The sequence below is a fragment of the Isoptericola sp. NPDC055063 genome (genome assembly GCF_053608125.1).
Genome location: NZ_JBSGUW010000016.1, coordinates 50,234 through 68,065, shown reverse-complemented (window position 1 = coordinate 68,065; position 17,832 = coordinate 50,234). Strand labels below are relative to the sequence as shown.

General features: G+C 69.3%; 12 protein-coding genes. 5 read left to right on the top strand and 7 right to left on the bottom strand.

The window, feature by feature from the left end:
* The gene (locus tag ACWF41_RS18530; protein ID WP_380324666.1) at nt 1-768 is read right to left on the bottom strand and encodes an IclR family transcriptional regulator; all 768 of its coding nucleotides are present in this window, start codon (nt 766-768) and stop codon (nt 1-3) included.
* Between the two features lie 66 nt (nt 769-834).
* On the opposite strand from ACWF41_RS18530, the gene ACWF41_RS18525 reads away from it, so the two are divergent.
* The 5 genes from ACWF41_RS18525 (at nt 835) to ACWF41_RS18505 (ending at nt 7,744) form a co-directional block, all read left to right on the top strand.
* A complete protein-coding gene (locus ACWF41_RS18525) occupies nt 835-1,866 on the top strand; it encodes an ABC transporter permease (protein WP_380324668.1) in 1,032 nt (343 codons plus the stop codon).
* Nucleotides 1,867-1,921: 55 nt separating this feature from the next.
* Nucleotides 1,922-2,788 carry a carbohydrate ABC transporter permease gene (locus tag ACWF41_RS18520; RefSeq protein WP_380324671.1) on the top strand — a complete coding sequence of 289 codons (867 nt, stop codon included), beginning with the start codon at nt 1,922-1,924 and terminating at the stop codon, nt 2,786-2,788.
* 20 nt (nt 2,789-2,808) lie between these two features.
* Complete coding sequence (locus ACWF41_RS18515) at nt 2,809-4,455, top strand: type 2 periplasmic-binding domain-containing protein (protein WP_380324674.1); 1,647 nt, start codon at nt 2,809-2,811, stop codon at nt 4,453-4,455.
* Between the two features lie 89 nt (nt 4,456-4,544).
* Nucleotides 4,545-5,990, top strand: a complete 1,446-nt coding sequence (locus ACWF41_RS18510) for a hypothetical protein (RefSeq protein WP_380324677.1) — start codon at nt 4,545-4,547, stop codon at nt 5,988-5,990.
* Nucleotides 5,991-6,004: 14 nt separating this feature from the next.
* Complete coding sequence (locus ACWF41_RS18505) at nt 6,005-7,744, top strand: glycoside hydrolase family 35 protein (RefSeq protein WP_380324684.1); 1,740 nt, start codon at nt 6,005-6,007, stop codon at nt 7,742-7,744.
* A gap of 123 nt (nt 7,745-7,867) precedes the next feature.
* Here ACWF41_RS18505 and ACWF41_RS18500 read toward each other — a convergent pair whose 3' ends face one another.
* From ACWF41_RS18500 to ACWF41_RS18475, 6 genes are all read right to left on the bottom strand, one after another.
* Nucleotides 7,868-11,497, bottom strand: a complete 3,630-nt coding sequence (locus tag ACWF41_RS18500) for an NEW3 domain-containing protein (RefSeq protein WP_380320291.1) — start codon at nt 11,495-11,497, stop codon at nt 7,868-7,870.
* Nucleotides 11,498-12,093: 596 nt separating this feature from the next.
* Nucleotides 12,094-12,351, bottom strand: coding sequence for a hypothetical protein (locus ACWF41_RS18495; protein ID WP_380320294.1), 258 nt, complete (start codon nt 12,349-12,351; stop codon nt 12,094-12,096).
* An 889-nt stretch (nt 12,352-13,240) separates the two neighbouring features.
* Nucleotides 13,241-16,504 (bottom strand): LysM peptidoglycan-binding domain-containing protein, encoded by a 3,264-nt coding sequence (locus tag ACWF41_RS18490; RefSeq protein WP_380320297.1) that lies wholly within the window; start codon nt 16,502-16,504, stop codon nt 13,241-13,243.
* Nucleotides 16,501-16,950, bottom strand: coding sequence for a TadE/TadG family type IV pilus assembly protein (locus ACWF41_RS18485; protein ID WP_380320300.1), 450 nt, complete (start codon nt 16,948-16,950; stop codon nt 16,501-16,503). The genes ACWF41_RS18490 and ACWF41_RS18485 overlap by 4 nt, the downstream gene beginning before the upstream one ends.
* Entirely contained in the window at nt 16,947-17,420 is a 474-nt protein-coding gene (locus tag ACWF41_RS18480; RefSeq protein ID WP_380320303.1) for a TadE/TadG family type IV pilus assembly protein, read from the bottom strand. The genes ACWF41_RS18485 and ACWF41_RS18480 overlap by 4 nt, the downstream gene beginning before the upstream one ends.
* Nucleotides 17,417-17,827, bottom strand: a complete 411-nt coding sequence (locus tag ACWF41_RS18475) for a TadE family protein (RefSeq protein WP_380320306.1) — start codon at nt 17,825-17,827, stop codon at nt 17,417-17,419. Before ACWF41_RS18475 ends, ACWF41_RS18480 begins: the two co-directional genes overlap by 4 nt.
* Nucleotides 17,828-17,832 lie beyond the last annotated feature (5 nt).

The window sequence follows — 17,832 nt, the reverse complement described above, 5'->3', positions numbered from 1 at the left end:
TCAGGCGTGGGCTTCCAGGGTCGGCGACGGGTCGGCAGCCCCGGCGTGGTCGATCTGCCGCGCGGTCTCGTGAATCCGCCGGACCAGCGCTGGGATCTCGTCGTCGTCGAACGTGCCGAACACGCCGATCGCCGCGGCGTCGGACTCGAGCGCTACCGCGACCGTGCGGTCCTCGTCGGACGTGGCGACCACGGCGAACCCCTGCGTGCGCACGGCGTGGATCTCGTCGAGCAGCCGCCCGAGTTCGGGAGGGCTCGCGGGCAGGTCCGCGACCGCGTCGGCGCGGGGGGACGAACCGTCGAAGACCGCACGGATCGCGTCGTCGTCCTGTGCCGCGAGCAACACGTGTCCGATGCCTGACCGGGCCGCGGGAAAGAGCGGGGCGCCTCCGATGTTCGCGCCGTGCAGCTCGTCCGACGTGTGGTACAGGTAGCAGACCTGGTCCCGCCACAGCACTCCCATCGACACGTGCAGCCCGCCGGAGGCCAGGGCCTCGAGCGGGCCGAAGGCTCGCCGGACGAGCCCCGACCCTCGCATGCTCTGGGCCGCGAGCACGTGGACCCCGGGCCCGGGGAAATAGCGCCGCGATGCGTCCTGCTGGGCCAGGCCGACGTAGGCGAGCGTCTTGAGGAGCCGGTTGGCCCGGGTCGACTCGAGCCCCAGCATCCGGCCCAGCTCGCGCGACCCGATCGGCTCGCCGTGCGAGGTGAGCGCCTGGAGGCAGGCGAGCCCATCGATGAGTGACTGGTTTGGCTGGGCCGGTCGCATGTTGCTATGTTAGCCCCGCATTGCGATTGATGCTAAAGAAGCAACACTCGACGAGGAGTGTCTCGCATGATCGACGGCAAGGTGCTGAACCAGCAGGGGAGACCTGAGACCCGCGCCGGGTCCGGGCCGGCCCGCGGCGCGCCCGACGGGCACCCCGCTCGCTCGAGACGTCCGGCGCGGGGCGCCCAGCAGCAGTTCTGGCAGCGGCTGGCACGCGAACGTTCGCTGCTCCTCATGGTCGCGCCGGTGTTCGTGCTGCTCCTGGTGTTCACCTATGTGCCGCTGGTGGGCAACCTCGTCGCCTTCATGGACTACGTGCCGTACCTGCCGCTCTCCGAGTCGCCCTGGGTAGGCCTCCAGAACTTCCAGCTGATGTTCGAGGACTCGGCCTTCTGGAACGCCCTGTGGAACACGCTGATCATCAACGGGCTGCAGCTGATCTTCTCGTTCCCCGTACCGCTCGCCCTCGCTCTGTTCCTGCACGGCATCCTCTCGCCGGTGATCCGACGCTTCGTGCAGTCGGTGATCTACCTGCCGCACTTCCTGTCGTGGGTGATCGTGGTCGCGCTGTTCCAGCAGCTGTTGGGTGGCACCGGCGCGGTCACGGAGGCGCTGCGCGACATGGGGGTCGACGCCGGCAACATCATGGCCAACCCCGACACGTTCAAGATGCTCGTCGTCGCACAGGGCGTGTGGAAGGACGCGGGATGGGGCACGATCCTCTTTCTCGCGGCTCTGAGCGCCATCGACCTCGCCCTCTACGAGGCCGCCGCCGTGGACGGTGCGAACGCCTGGCGGAGGTTCTGGCACATCACCCTGCCCGGGATCCGCCCGGTGATTGTCCTGTTGCTGATCCTTCAGCTGGGCAGCTCCCTGACCGTCGGCTTCGAGCAGATCCTGCTGCAGCGCGGGAACGTCGGCCCGGAGGCGGCCGAGGTGCTCGACACGTACGTCTACTTCAACGGGGTGATCGACGGGAACTGGAGCATCGGCGTCGCGGCCGGACTGCTCAAGGGCGTCGTCGGACTCGTCCTGATCCTCATCGCCAACAAGGTCGCCCACATGCTGGGCGAACAGGGGGTGTACTCCCGTGACTAGCACCGTGACCAGGTTCGCGAGCCACTCTGTGCTCCGAGGTCAGCGACCCGTCTGGATGGAGAGGCCGACGCCGCTGACGGTCGTCCTCAAGGCGCTCGCGGTCGTCGTGATCCTCGTCGTGATCATCTTCCCCTTCCTCGTGGTCGTCTCCACGAGCCTGGCATCGCAGGCGCAGATCAACGCCTCGGGCGGCTACGTGCTGTGGCCGACGGAGCCGAGTCTCGAGGCCTATCGCCAGGTGCTGGCGGGCGGGGCGGTCACCCGCGCCGTCGTCGTCAGCGTCGGCGTCACCCTGGTCGGCACGGCGGTCTCGCTGACGGCCACCGTGCTCGCCGCGTACGCGCTGGGTCGCCGGGAGCTCCCCGGGCAGCGGCCCCTGCTCACCTTTGTGCTCCTGACCATGCTCTTCACGCCCGGGATGATCCCGGTCTACCTGATGGTCAAGCAGCTCGGACTGCTCGACACGTACGCCTCGTTGATCCTGCCCGTGGCGATCAGCGCCTTCAACCTCGTGATCGTGCGCGGATTCTTCCAGAGCATCCCCCGCGAGCTGTTCGACAGCGCCCGCATCGACGGCGCCGGGCATTGGCGCGTGCTGTACAGCATCGTCATCCCGCTGTCGAAGGCGGTGATCGCCGTGATCGGGCTGTTCTACGCGGTGGGTTATTGGAACTCCTTCTTCAGCGCCCTTCTCTACCTGCAGGACTCCGGGAAGTGGCCCCTTCAGCTGGTGCTCCGCACCTACGTGCTCCAGAACAGCCCGATGGCGTCGGAGGGCGCAGCGGAGTCCGGCATCCTCCCGCCCCAGCAAGCCCTGCAGATGGCCGTCGTCGTGCTGGCCATCGTCCCGATCGTCTGCGTCTACCCGTTCCTCCAGAAGCACTTCCAGGCCGGCGTGCTCACCGGCGCCGTCAAAGGCTGATCCGACCTGAAAGGACTCCCATGTCCGCCTCACCACGTCTCCGTGCCGCCGACGTCTCCCGCCGTGGGTTCCTCGGCGGCCTCGCCCTCGCGACCGTCGGCGGCCCCCTCCTCACGGCCTGCGGGTCGTCCGGCGGCGCCTCGACCGCCGCGGGTCCGCGGGCGGTGCTCCCGACGCAGGTGCCCTTCTCCGGGCCCGTCCCCGACCTGGCCGGTGACCTGGCCAAGGCGATCAACCCGGGGTACTTCCGCTATCCGGTCGACCAGCTCGTCAGGTCCGTCACGGATGAGGTCGGCTCCGGGGGAGAGATGAGCGCCTTCGTCGTGACGTTCTCCGCGCCGCCTCCCCAGGCTGCCAAGAACGCGTACTGGCAGGCGATCAACGATGCGCTCGGGGTCGACTTCAAGCCGACGCTCGTCCCGACCGACTTCGCCACCAAGCTCGCCGCGGTGATGACGGGCGGTGACATCCCCGACCTCGTCACGATGTACCTGCGAGACGCTGCGGGCCTTCGTCGCTTCGACGACCTGGCGAAGGCGCGCTTCGCCGACCTGACCGACCATCTGTCGGGGGACGCGATCAAGGACTACCCGAACCTCGCGCGGCTACCGAGGGAGGCGTGGCCCGCAACGCTGGTGGACGGGCGGATCTACGCCACGCCCACCCTGCGCATCCCGACCGGGTACACGGTGTTCTACCAGCCAGAGGTGTTCGAGAAGTACGGCGCCAACCCGGCGCCGCGCACTCCTGACGAGGTCCGGGAGATGTGCGCGACGTTCACGGACGCCCGCGCCAACCGCTACGCGATGGCCGACGGCACGTGGATGACGGGACCCCTGATGTACCCGATGTTCGACGTGCCGAACAACTGGAGCATCGACGGCGACGGGAACCTGACGAAGGACTGGGAGAGCGACGGCTTTCTCGACTGCGTCGACTACATCAAGGGACTGTGGGACAAGGGATACATCCACCCCGACGCGCCCAGCGAGGGATTCGACGCCGAGCCCCTCTTCGAGAACGGGTCCGTGGCCGTGCGGTCCGACAACATGGTCCGGTACACCGTGCGGAACGACTCCGGCCTGAACCCGGCGATCATGTCCGCCTACTCGAGCGACGGGACACCGACCACCCTCCAGGCTTCGGTCACGGACTTCGTGACGTTCGTCAAGAAGGGCGACGACGCCAGGGTTCAGGAGTGCCTGCGCGTGCTGAACTGGCTCTCGGCGCCGTTCGGCAGCGAGGAGAACTTCCTCCGTACCTACGGGGTCGAGGGGGTCGACCACAGGCTCGACGCCGGGCTGCCTACCCTGACGTCGCAGGGCGAGGCCGAGGTCTACAGCCTCAGCCTGCGCTTCATCGCGGGCGGGCCGGACGTCCTCTACTCCACCATCGGCGACACCGGCATGGTCGAGACCATGCACACCTATCAGGGAGACGTCTCGCCCGGCCGGGTGGAGGACCCGACGTCCGGCCTGCGATCGGACGCCGACGTCGGTGCCACCAACCTCAAGCAGAAGGTCACCGACACCATGACCGACGTGATCGTCGGCCGGAAGCCGATGGCAGACCTCGAGTCCGCGATCGACACGTGGCGGACCGAGGCAGGCGACAAGGTCCGAGCGGAGTACGAGGAGGCCATCGCAGCTCGCGACCGGCTCGCGTGACCTCGGACGTCACTCGGCGACCGCCATCGACCAGCTCTTCCACACCCGGCAGAGCTCCCATCCCACGACAAGGACTCAAGGACTTTCGCATGCCTTCCAGCACCACCGACCTCGAGGTCAAGACCCCCACCACCGCGCCCGGATCGGTGACATCACCCGTCGACCGCGTCGGAGCACCGGTGGTGATCAGCGGCGTCGTGCCGACCCTTGCGGTCAAGGCCGATCACGTTCCCCGGTCCGAGACCGGCATCGGCGCACTGATGCCGTGGGCGGGCAAGCTCTGGATGGTCACCTACGTCGCCCACACGAGGACCACGGGCGGAGGCACCGGTCTGTTCACGGTCGGAGACGACCTGCAGCTCGAGAAGCACCCCGCGAGCGTGGTGGGCACCTATGCCAACAGGCTGGTGCACAAGGAGACCGACCAGCTCTTCATCGGACCGCACGTGATCGACGTCGAGGGCAACGTGCGCACCATCACGGAGCTCGTCGACGTCCGCCTCACGGCGACGGCGAGGCACCTGACCGATCCTGCCGGGAAGGTCTACGTGCTCGGGATGGAGGGCGAGTTCTTCGAGGTCGACGCCCGGACGCTCGAGGTCACTCAGCTCTTCGACCTCCTCGAGATCCTCGACGTCCGCGGATATCCCCACTTCAAGGACTGCTACACCCGCAACGGTCGGGTCGTCGTGGTGAACAACTCGTACTACGAGCAGGACTTCCCGACGGGCGAGAGCGAGGGTCGCCTGGCGGAATGGGACGGGCAGACCTGGACGACGCTGGCCAGGACGCAGTTCAACACGCTCGCCGGCGCCAACGGGATCGGCGAGGCGATGTACGCCGTCGGGCAGGACCGCGCCTCGGCGCTGCTCTGGGTGCACCTGCCCTCGACGGGGTGGAAGGTCTACCGGCTGCCGAAGTCGACCCACACCCAGGACCACGCGTTCACGACGGAGTGGCCGCGCATCCGGGAGGTGGAGTCGGAGCGCCTGCTCATGGATGCCAGCGGCATGTTCTACGAGCTGCCCAGCCTCACCTACGGCGATGCCGTCTGGGGCATCCGTCCGATCTCGTCCCACCTCCGGATCGTCGGAGACTTCTGCTCGTGGAACGGACTGCTCGTGCTGGCCGGGGACCAGACGACGCCGATCTTCGACGGCAACCCGGTCGCCGGGCAGCCGCAGGCCAACCTGTGGTTCGGCAAGACGGACGACCTGTGGGGATTCGGCAAGCCGCAGGGCTGGGGCGGCCCCTGGTGGGAGTCCGAGGTCAAGGCCGGCGTGCCGTCCGACCCGTACCTGATGACGGGATTCGAGCACAAGTGCCTCCACCTGGAGAACCACGGTGACCAGCCCGTCACCGTCACCGTCGAGATCGACGTGCGCGGGCACGGCCGGTTCGCTCGCACGGCGCGGATCGAGGTGCCCGCCGGCGAGCTGGTGACCCACGTCTTCCCCACGGGGTTCAGCGCCCATTGGGTCCGGCTCGTCAGCGACTGCGACAGCACCGTCACCGGCCAGCTCGTCTACACCTGAGGGGCGATCGATCCGTGAAACTGCCCGCCGATCTTCGGCTGCCCATGATCTCCGGCGCCTTCCACTACGCCCGGGTGCATCCCGACCAGTGGGAGGAGCGCCTCCAGCTGCTGCGTGCGATGGGCTTGGACACCGTCGAGACGTACGTGCCGTGGAACTTCCACGAACCGCGCCGCGGCGAGTACCGCTTCGACGGAATCGCTGACCTCGGACGGTTCCTGGACCTGGCCGGCGCGGTCGGCCTGCGGGCGATCGTGCGTCCCGGGCCCTACAGCTGCGCCGAGTGGGACAACGGCGGCCTGCCTGCGTGGTTGACGGGTGTGCCGGGACTACGGATCCGCACCGCGGACGAGGCGTTCCTCGCCGCGGTCGACGACTGGTTCGACGTCCTCGTCCCGATGCTCGTCGAGCGGCAGTCCACGCGCGGCGGCAACGTGTGCCTGGTGCAGATCGAGAACGAGTACGGGTCGTTCGGCACCGACCGGAGCTATCTCGAGCACCTTCGGATCGGCCTGGCCGGGCGCGGCATCGACGTCCCGTTGTTCACCTCGGACGGAGGTTCCGATAGTTGCCTCACCGGGGGGACCCTGCCGGGCGTGTGGGCGACCGTGAACTTCGGCAGCAACCCGGAGCAGAACTTCGACGCGCTTCGCCGCCACCGGCCCGACGACCCGCTCTTCTGCATGGAGTACTGGCACGGGTGGTTCGACCACTGGGGGGCGCATCACCACGTGCGCGACGCCGGGGACGCGGCCGACGTCCTCGATCGCATGCTGGCGACGGGGGCCTCGGTGAACCTGTACATGGCGCACGGCGGGACCAGCTTCGGATGCTCCGCCGGGGCCAACGACGACGGGCGGTACCTGCCGACGGTCACGTCGTACGACTATGACGCGCCGATCGACGAGGCGGGCCGCCCCACCGCGAAGTTCTGGGCGTTCCGGGAGGTGATCGGCCGGTACCGCGACCTTCCGCCGCTGCAGGAGGTCGCCGAGCCGGCGACGCTGCCGACCACCCAGATCAGGATGACCGGCGCCGTCCCGCTCGCAAACGTCCTCGACGCGGCGTCGCGCGTGGTCGCGGCGCCGTCCCCGCCGACGTTCGAGGAGCTCGGCCTCGCCCACGGGCTCGTCCGGTACCGATGCCGGGTGGCCGGGCCGCGACCGGAGGCCGCGTTGACGTTCCCCGGGCTGGGCGACCGGGCACACGTGTACGCCGACGGTCGTCTGCTCGGCATCGTCTGGCGGGACGACGACGCAGGGATCCCCTTGGCCGTCCCCGCGGAGGGGGTGACGCTGGAGGTCGTGGTCGAGTCGATGGGTCGGGTGAATTACGGCACCCGCATCGGGGAGCGCAAGGGCTTGGTCGGGGGAGTGCGCCACGGGCTCCAGTACCTCCATGGTTGGGAGGTCACCTCCGTGGAGCTGCCCGACCTGCCGAACCTGCCGCAGCCGGAGTCGCCGGCGGCGGCGAGCACCGCGGCAGATGCCTCCGCACCGGCCTTCGTCCAGGGCGCGTTCGACGCGATATCGCCTGCGGGCGGGTTCGTCGCACTGGAGGGTTGGGGGAAGGGATACGTCTGGGTCAACGGATTCTGTCTCGGCCGGTACTGGGAACGCGGCCCGCAGCGCACGCTCTACCTGCCGGCGCCCGTCGTCCGCGAGGGCCGCAACGAGGTCGTCGTCCTCGAGCTCGACCGGATCGGCGGCGCGCCTCGAGTGGTCGACCGGCCCGATCTCGGACCGACCGACTGAGCGCACCGATCCCGCCACGGCGCCCGTCTCGCGGCTCGCCGGGAACGGCCCGGTGCAGGACCAGTGGGTCCTGCACCGGGCCGTCGATCTCTCACGCCGGTCAGCGCGAGCACTGCCTGTCGATCATCTGACCGACAGGTCCTGGAACGTGGACAGCCCCAAGGTGCCCGGGACGTTGGCGTTGACGGCCGAGGAGAAGACGCCGACGTCGGACGTGGTGGACACGCCCTCGACCGTTGCGCTCCCGATCGGCTTCCACGTGCCGTCGTCGGCCTGGTAGGAGCCGGTCATCGTCGAGCCCGAGCGTTCGAGCCGCAGCGTCACCGGATACGTCGTTCGGCCCGCGGCCACCGATCTCTCCATGGTGCCGTTCCCGTCGCCGTCCCACAGGAACTGCATGCCGTTGGTCGGTGTGACCGCGACCGCCGCACCTCCGTGGGAGTCCTTCTCGGCGAGGTCGTTGCGCAGCATTACGCCGGCCTTGGCCCAGGGCCAGGTGTCCTCCTGGCCGGTGACCGTGACGGTCGCGACCGCGTCGGCGTCCGCGGCGTCCGCCTCGTAGATCGCGCCGAACTCGTCGGTGCCGGCGCCGATGTCCTTGCCGCCGGCGAGCACGGCAAACGTGTTGCCGGACTGGCCGAACCAGGCGGGGGTGCCGTGGGCGACGCCGCGGAACGGGTCGCTCACGGGCGCGAACGCCCGCACGTCAGCCTTCGCGGACACCGACCCGGTGGTCGAACCGCTCCAGCCGTAGCCCACCGTGACCTCGGCGGAGGCGCTGGCGACGGGATCGGTTCCGAGACCGTCGGGAGCCTTGACGGTCCAGGTCAGGGTGGCGGAGTCGCCGGGCTGGACGGACGGCGCCGGGTCGGTGCTGGTGGGGGTGGCGGTCCATCCCTCGGCGACCTCGATGCTGCCGGTGACGGCCTTGACTGGCTGGCAGCCGGTGTTGGTGAACGTCGCGGTGACCGTGGCAGCGCCGCCGGCGGAGACGTTGGCCGGGTCCGCGGCCACGGCGACGGTCGCCGTCGGGGCCGGGGCGTCTGGCGACGCGTCCGTGACGGTGACCTTGCGGGTCACCGGCTCTGCCTCACCCAGCCCGACCCCGATCGTGTGCTCACCCGGCGTGCAGATCTGCTGCGCGGACAGGTTGACGGGGATCACGCCCCCGCCGTTGCGGTCGAAGGAGATGATGCCGTCGGGGGTGGTGAAACCGATGCCGCGAGCGAACGACCGTGTGTCTCGGGAGACGGCCTTCCCGTCGACGAAGAGCACCACGTCGGGGTCGGGGAGGTACCCCGCCCCGCCGGTGTTCTCGACGACGGCCGAGACGTCGAAGGGTTCACCGACGGCGAGGGTGCGCTTGGACGGCTCGACCTCCGTGACGCCGGCCCTGATCGGGGAGGTCATGCGGTCGTAGTTCGCCTTGTAGTCCGCGACGGCGCGGCCGTAGCTGATTGCCGGTCCCGTCGTGTCCAGCGTCCACCTGATGTGGAGGTCGACCGGACCGGACAGGCGGGTCAGCCTGATGGTGTTGCCGACCACCTCAACGGTGCCCCGGGCGCCACGCGTGAGGGAGGCGGACGAGATCGTCGCGCCCTCCGGCACGCTCATGACGATCGGCGTGGTCCGGTTCGGAGGTTCGATGTGCGCCGTCGCGCCGTTCGCCCGTGTGCGCACCTCGTACGAGAGCCTGCCGAAGTCCGTGTTGCCGGTGAACGCCAACCGGTTGCCGGGCTTGGACCACTGCGGGTTCCAGGCGTTGGCGATGCGCAGCGACTTGTCGTCGCCCTCGTAGGCCATGACGTCGCGCAGCAGGTTGACGTACTTGCCCGCGAACTCGTTGTGCGGCTGGGACAGGTTGTTCGAGCCCCAGTCCCAGCGCTGGGCCGCGCTGAGGCCCTCGCCGGCCGAGTGGGTCGCCGTGGTGTGCACGAGAAGGTTGTAGATGCCCTTCAGCGTGGCATCCTGCTCACCGCGGCGCAGGGTCGTCTCCAGGACGGAGATGGGCGTGTAGGAGTGCAGCAGTCCCTCCACGCCGTTCATCGGGTAGGTGAACACGCCTTCGAAGGTCTTCTTCTTCCACTCCGTCAGGCTCGCCGTCACCCACGGGTCGTTCGGCCGGAGGAACCCGGTGGGATGGACGACCTCCAGGTTGCCCCAGTCGATGCCGTAGGTGTCGCCGTACCAACCGGTCCGGATCACCTCGCCGTCGAGACCTTCGATGGTCGGCGGGATCCAGCCGATCTCGTCGACGGCCGGCTCGAGCTTCTCCTTCAGGATGCCCACGTACTGGTCGGCGCGTGCGGACCACTGGTCCGCAGCCGCGGCGTCTCCCGCGAGCCGAGCGGTCTGTGCGGCTCCGCGTTCGCCTGCGATGTTCCAGAGGTCGTAGGTGAGCACGTGCCCGATCACGGCCTCGTTGTCGTCCATGACGGACTCGGGGAACAGGCCTCCGGAGTTCTCCCAGTCGTCCTGGCGCGTCTTCCACTCCCAGTCCATGGCGCGACGGACGGCAGGCAGGACCTCGTGGGCGAACTGGACGTCGCCGGTCCGCTCCAGGTACGTGCCGATCAGCGCCAGCGTCTGGCCGTGGCCGTCCATCTGTCCCTGCTGGGAGATGATGTGGCCCTCGGAGTCCTGGTAGAGGAGCATGTCGGTGATGCACTGCTTCGCCAGGTCGGTAAAGCCCGCGTTGAGGATGCCCTCGACGTTGAACGCCGCGTCGCGCAGGTAGAACTGGTCGTACAGGGTGGGGCTGCCGTCCCAGAAACAATGACCGTCGACGAGGTCCGCGGACATCAGCGACTGGACGATCGACGCGCGGTAGGTGTCGATCACCTTGTTCTCGGCGGCGTTGTCGGGCCCGACCGTGGGCAGCGTGAAGCGGGTGCTGGCCCGTTCGACGGTGGTGCGCCAGAAGTTCTCGGTCTTCTTGGCGTAGGCGGTGGAGTCCGCGTCCCGGATCGCTTCCAGATCCTTCTGCTGGCCGACCCAGTAGGGCACCTTCAGACGGATCGTGCGCGAGGCGCCCGGCTCGAGCGGCAGCGACCATGCAAGTCGGCCGTCGTCGTAGCTGGGCCCGTCCGATGCCGTGAGCAGGAGCTTGCCCTCGCCGCCCAGGGCGCCTGCAGCTGCGTCCCAGACCGGGTCCGCGGGCACGGCGGGACCGTCCTGCGGCTGCCCGCCCTGGCTCGTGCCCCCCTCGGCGACCGACGCGCCGAAGTGTGCGGTCGTCGCCTCACGGCCCGTGTTCCGCAGGGTGATGTCGACGAAGGTGATCATGTTCTCGGCCTGCACCCGCATGGACTTCCTGGGGAAGGCGTACTGCTGGTCGTAGGGCACGGTCGCGACGTCGGGCACCTTGGCCGCGAAAAACGAGATGTCGTGCTCGACCTGATCGCGGGTGAACGTCTGGTCCAGCATCGGCAGCCAGCCGTCGCGCCAGGTCTTGACCCGCTGGTTGACGGGCGTGTGCTGTTCGCCGGTGTCGAAGACGACCTTGCCGAACTGCGTCTGAAGGTTGCCCTCCGGCGTGACGACGGCCTCCTCCGGGCCGCCGTACACGCCGATGACGGCGTGCGGGCTCCGGTACCAGTCGAACGGTTCGTCGTCCTTGTCGTCGACCTTGGGGAGCGTTGCCTGTTGCTGAGCGTTGTCCATGACGCCGTACGGGCGGCGCAGGTAGTCGTTGAACGGGTTGCCGTACGGGCTGGTGGCGGCGTCGGTGCCGGTCGTTTCGTTCTCTGCCATGGCTTGAGGGGCGGCGGTCAGGCCGCCGGCGACAGTGAGCGCGACGAAGGCCGCCACGGCGGCGCTCCGTCTCGATGAAGGTGCTCTCACGGTGTTCTCCGTTCGATGGGAACAGGATCCGGACAGTCGATTGCTTGCTGGCTTCGAGGTGCAGAGCCTGGTCGAAGCCGCGGTGAGACGGCGGGTCCGATGCATGGCCGTCGCCAGCGGCGGGCTCGCAGGGTCGCGTGAGGTGGCCCCCGCGACGTCCGCGCCGACCGTCTCCGCGAGGCTGGCGAAGCGCCGCACACCAGCCGGTGCGCGCTCTGTGCCGCCGACGAGCACGGAGCGAGGGTGAACGACATGAGCACGATGCGTCCTCTCGGGTGGACGTCGGTGACTGGTCGGAGGGCTCGCGGTCCGCCAGATGGCCAGCGGGGCGAGGCTCGAGGACGAGATTTCGGCAGCCCTGGTTGCTCGGGGCGTGCGGCCGGCGAAGTGCTGGAGGCGGTGCGCTCCCGGCGCGCAACCGGGGGCCTTGTCGTTCGAGGGGCGACTCGTGGACCTCGGGCCATGGCTCCTCCTTGAGCCGTACGGGTCGTGAGTGATTGCAATGATCAACCATAAATTTGCAGTTGTCTAGACCTGTTGGTGTGCGCGCGGACCGATGGTCGGTCGGCGGTACGGCCGCGGAGCGAGCTCGAGGTCGCATGTCCGTCGATCCCGGTGTCGAACGGGGGCGATGCCACGTGGTGGTAGTGCCGGAGGCGGGTCGCGTCGACGCGGTCGACGGCGAGCTGCAGCACGAGGGCCGTGGTGATGGCGGCGACGCCGAGCAAGGCTTCCCACGGGATCCCGTCGGACGGCAGCCCCACGCCCATCCGGGGGGAAGGGGCGATGAGTCTTGCTGCGGTCCCTCACGGCGGGGAGGCGTGCCTCAGGCTTCGCCGCAGAAAGATGCGGCGTGATCGCGACAGCACGGACCGCGGCCCCGGCGACCGGTGCCGCTTCTGAGGCTTCGAACGGCTGACGACGCCAAATGGGTTCGGTGCGTCGTCTCCTGAGCTGGGCTCACGATCTTCAGCTGCGCGATCGACGTGCAGAGGCGCGCCGTCGATAGACTCAACGGGTGGTGTCGCCGACGACACATCGCAGATATCGACGTTCCCGTCGGGTTCCTGCCGTCCCGCCATGGCGGGGGATTGCCCGTCGCTCTGATTCCCCCACGGTTCCCCCGCAGGCCTATCGGTCGCGGTGAAGCTACAGGTCAGAGCATCGATGTCACATTCAACGTCTGAGCCACACTGGCTATGCCCACCTCGTCGTCAGGGGGTAGCCGATTCGAGGAAGGCCGCCATCGCGAGGATCCTCGCGAAACCATTTGGCTCGAACAGGCCGAGGCCGACGAATCCCACCCACCCGCGAACGTCGGCACGATGCGCCCCGGCACTTCCTGGACGACGCCGACCGCGGGCGCTGGCTCCAGGTTCTACATGAGTGGCTCGACAGGCAGACCGCGGTCGAGCTGCGGTCATCACGTGCTCGGCCCTGAAGCGGACCTACCGCGACGCCCTGCGCCGCCCGAATCTCGGCACAAGAGGTCACTTCATGCACCCAGCGCTGTTGCGCTCCCCATCGGCGGATCTAGAACCGCTTGAAGCCGACGAGGACGAAGTCATCGTCGTCAGTCCGCCGCCTCGGGCCGTCGCAGGGTGGTGCCGGCCCGATTGATCTCGGCCAACCATGCTGGAAGGCCTCAGGCCCCTACATCTTGGTAGAGCGTCGTCGAACAGCGCCGAACTTCTGTGTTCGCTGGGAAGGGTCGAGCGGCGGTCGGTAGTCGTCGGTGCGCTGGTAGATCCCGTCTTCTCTGATCTGCGCGGCTTCGGCATCATTGCCCTCGAGCTCTGCGATCCTCGCGAGATCCAGCCGGGCGGTCTCGTCGTACGGCGAGGCACTGAGTGCAATCTCGGCGGCTCGGCGTGCGGTGGGCAGGTCGCAGTCCTTCATGGAGCGGGTGGCGACGAGATGTGCGACGTCGACGATCGCGGCGGCGAACTCCTGGTCGAAGCGTTCGCCCTCGAACATCCAGGCCCAGGAGTCGGCGCGCAGGTCCGCGAACGGCTCGCCGCGCACCAGCCGGAGGGCGGCGACGAGGTCCGGCAGACCGTCGCCGCCGCGCGCCTGGGCTCGGGCACGCAACCGTCGGAACAAGTCGATGTCGAACAGCACACCTTGCAAGGAGTACCCGGTCCACCCGTTCTCGGTGCGCTCGCGGGTGCTCGGCGCAGTCGGAAGGTACTCCTCGCCCGTGCGTGGGTCGACGCCGAGGTATTTGCGCAGGTGGCTGATCTCGACGCGGGCGCGTTCGCGGGTGTAACCGAACTCGTCGGACAGCGTGGCGGATGGGACGCCGTGCGGGTGGGCCCACAGGTAGGTCATGAGCTCGATGTAGTGGTGCTTGCGCTCGGAGACCTCCTGGCTGACACCGTGAGCGGTGGCGCGGAGCGTGCCGAGCAGCATGACGCGCGAGACCGGGCACTCGTCGCCGAGGCGCCACAGCTCGAGGTCGGCGTCGAGGGTCGGGTCGGCGGCGAACACGTCGTCGGCGGTCGACGGCGGTACGGGCGGAGCAAGTGCGGCGACGTCCTGCTCGGTGGTGGCCGCGGCGTCGACGTAGGCCGCGGCAGGCTCAGGCAGCAGCGATGTCGGCCCGGCTTCCTCATCCGGTGCGGGACGCTCGTCGACCAGCGGCTCGCGCAGCGCGCCGGTCTGGTTGATGAACGCCCCGTATCCCTCGGTGATGGTGACGTCGACCGGCATGGGCACGTTCGCTCGGCTCTGGGTGGCGCGGACGATTTCGGCAACCGCCGCAGCCTCGGGCTCGCTCAGTCCGGGTACGCGGAGGTCGATGCCGAGCCTGGGGACCCGCAGGCGCTCGTCGTCGACCTCGATGATCGTCGCTGACTCCGTGGCCGCATCGGTGAGCGTGACGACGGCCGCGCCCGGCCGTGACTCGTGCGCTGCGATGACCTCGGAGAGCCGGGTGGAAGCCTCTGCCGGGGCGGCCCCCGAGGCGATGACCACGACGTGCAGCTCCTCGGGGTCGTCGTCGTCCGAGGCCAGCGCTGACCGGGTGGCTGCGTCGAAAGCGCGGGTGTCGCCGGCGGGGTAGGGGGTGAGGCGGAACTCGTCGAGGTCGGTCAATTCTTGGCCGAAACCGAGCGTGTGGACCTGGACCAGGGTGGACCACGGTGACAGGGCCAGCTCTGCGGCCAGGTGCCGGCCGAGCTTCTGTGTCGCCTGGGCCTCGCCGGCGACGCTGAGCACGCCGAACCGTTCGAGGTTGAGCAGCCACGCCGCGCCGGCGTCGTCGGCACCGATCGACACGAGCATCGGGTATGGCGCGACGACGTCGATGCATTCGAGCGTGGTGCCGAGGGGTGCGGTCCAGCGGGTGTCCGCGCCGGTCCACGGTTCGCCGAGGTCGGCGTCGTCGGCCAGGTGCAGGGTTGCCGTCTCGGCCGCCAGCTCGACGGCGAGCAGCGGGGGGTACTCGGATGGTTCGACGTACGAAGACGCCAGGGAGCGCAACAGGGCATCGAGTGCCTGGATCCGGGGCGCCACCGGGCCGCCCACCACCCGACTTCTGCGGTCGACGGGCACCGTCTCGGCGGGCTCGGGGGCGATGAGCATCCCGGGCGTGCGGAAGCGCAGCTGGGATCGGCGGTTGGCCCGTAGCCGGAGGAACAGGACGCCCGCGAGCAGGGATCCTGCGCCGGTGAGCGCCGGGATCAGCCAACCGGCCGACGCTGCTGGGGACGACGTCGCCGCTGTCTCCGGTGTTGGCGTGGTGCTCGGTGCCGGCGTGCCTGATGTCTCGGTTGCTCGTGGTCGCTCGGCTGGAGTCGGAGCCTGCTCGGCTGGGTTCGTGGCGCTTGTATGCGGGTTGGTGGCCGGTTCCGGTTCAGCAGGTCGGTTCGCGTTGGAGCGGGGGTGTTCCCGATCCGGAGATTCACCCTGCTTGTCAGTCGTGGCGGTCGCACCTTGCTGGGCGGCGCCTGTAGTTGGGATGGTGAGTCTCCATCCGGGCTGGATCAGGTCGGGGTCTATGAGCTTGGCGCCGTCGGGCTGTGCCGTGCTGGTCGAGGCGTTGAAGATCTCTGGGTAGCGGTTCGCGTCCCCGAGCTCGTCGAGTGCAATCTGGGACAGGGTGTCGCCGGGTTCCACGATGACGGTGGCCGAGTCGTCGTGCTGTGACGTGGACGTGACGTGGCCGTCGTCGGGCAGGAGCAGCGCCATGGGCGGGGTGATGAAGTCAGGGTCGTCGCCCAGGATGTCGCGGTTGAGCGCGGCGATCTCGGTGTAGCGGAGCGGGTCGCCAAGGTGCTTCTCGGCGATGCGCCACAGGGTGTCGCCCCTGGTGACCTGGTAGGCGACTGTGCCGGGCACGGTGCGGTCTGGCGGCGATGTCCGCACCGTGGCCGATGACTGGTAGGCGGCGGTGACGTTGGCCGAGTTTGTCGCCCGTGTGTCGGGGGCAGCCACGGTACGGCCGATCGCGCGCTCGGGTGCCGAGGTCCGGTTTGGGACGTCGAGCAGGGCCGGGATGTTCGTGACCTCGACCGCGACGGCACTGTCGGTGCTGGCGAGGCCTGGCGTGGCGGCCGCGGCCTCGCCGGGGGCGGCGATGAACAGGAGCGCTGCCCAGCCCACGAGGGTGCGCACTGCTGCCTGGGGGACTGCCAGGCCGTGCAGGTTCGGCGCGTGGATGCCGCGGGTCTGGGCGGCGGCCTCGAGCAGGATGAGGCCGGCTATGACAACCCATAGGAGCCAGGCGAGCGCGCCGATGGCGACCCACAGCAGGGTGCCGTCGTCGGGCGCGAGCAGGTTCGTCCAGATCGGGTGGGCCGCGATCTGCGTCGGGCTGAGCCCGACCGCGATCAGGGCGAGGGGGACACCGGCCACGAGGGCGAGGGCGCCAAGGGTGCCGGCTGCTCCGATGAGACGGGTGTGGGTGTGGCTCATCGCTCGGTGTCTCCCATCGTGCGGATCACGCGGGCGCTGGCTTCGCCGCTCACCGTGAGGCCGCCGATGCCGACGACCCCGATGAAGGTCGGGTGGTAGGTGCTGGTGACCTGGACGTGGACGGTGGTCCCGCCGGACACGGTGACCGATCCGGTGGCGCCGGAGGCCGCGAGGTAGTCCTGGGCGGCGGTGCGTGCTTTCCCGATGGCGATGGATGGATAGGCGCCTTGGACGGCGGTGGCGTCCAGCTGTTGTCCGCCGACGCGAGCGGCCTGGGCGGCGATGTCGCGAACTTGTTGCTGGGCGTGGACCTGCCCGGACAGATCGACCGCAAGCCCGACGATCAGGACCATGGCGAAGGCGGACAGGACGAGCCAGGTGCTGACTGACCCACGCTCGCCGTCGTGGCCGAGGCCCGGTGCGGACCGATGACCGATGAGTTTCATGGGTCAGCCCTCCAGGTGTCGACCGGGCTGGTCATGGTCGCAGTGACGGTGTGCGCGCCGGGGACGCCGGGCAGGGTGATGTCGGTGAGGTCGACGGTGCAGGTCACGGTCGCCGACACCGCGCCCGGGATACCGGCTGGATGCGAGAGCGCCGCGGTAACGAGGGTGATGTCGGCGCTCTCGCAGGACAGGCCGCGGGCGGTGAGACCGGTGGCCATGGCGCGGGCGGCGGCGTCGTTGGCCTCGCTGACGGTGCGCGCGAGACTTGCTGCCCGTGCAGCGTCGGCGGCGACCGCTTGGACGTCCTGGTGCGCGAGCGCGATGCGTCCGCCGGCGATGACGAGCGCGAGGAAGAGCGCGAACACCGGCGCCCCGATGACGGCCTCGATCGACGCTGACCCACGCTCGTCGCGCGGACGGAGGAACGAGTGCCCGGGAAACAGCCGATGTCGAATGCGGTGCGGGGTCATGGTGCGGTGAGCCGTTCGACGGGGACCGTCACTGTTCGCTGGATGACGGGTTGCCACAGGGGGATGACGGAGACGGACGCGCCTGAGACGGTGACGGTCGCGGTGGTCTGGTCGCGGGCGGCGTCGACGCTTACCTCGCGCAGGGCGCGGGTGCCGACGTCGGCGGCGAAGTCGGATGCCGCGGCCGCTCCCAAGGAGCTGGTGGCATTCAGGGCGGCGGCGGTGCGCGCGCCTTCAGCGGCAGCGGCGGTGGCGACAGACTGGGCGTAGAAGTACAGCGCGCCCTGCAGCCCGAGGAAGAGCAGCGTGAAGAGCGCGGGCAGCAGGACGACGAGTTCGATCGACGCCGAGCCTCGCTCACCGCCGGACGTGCTCGAGGGCCGATCCCGGATAGGCATCTTCGTCATCTGGA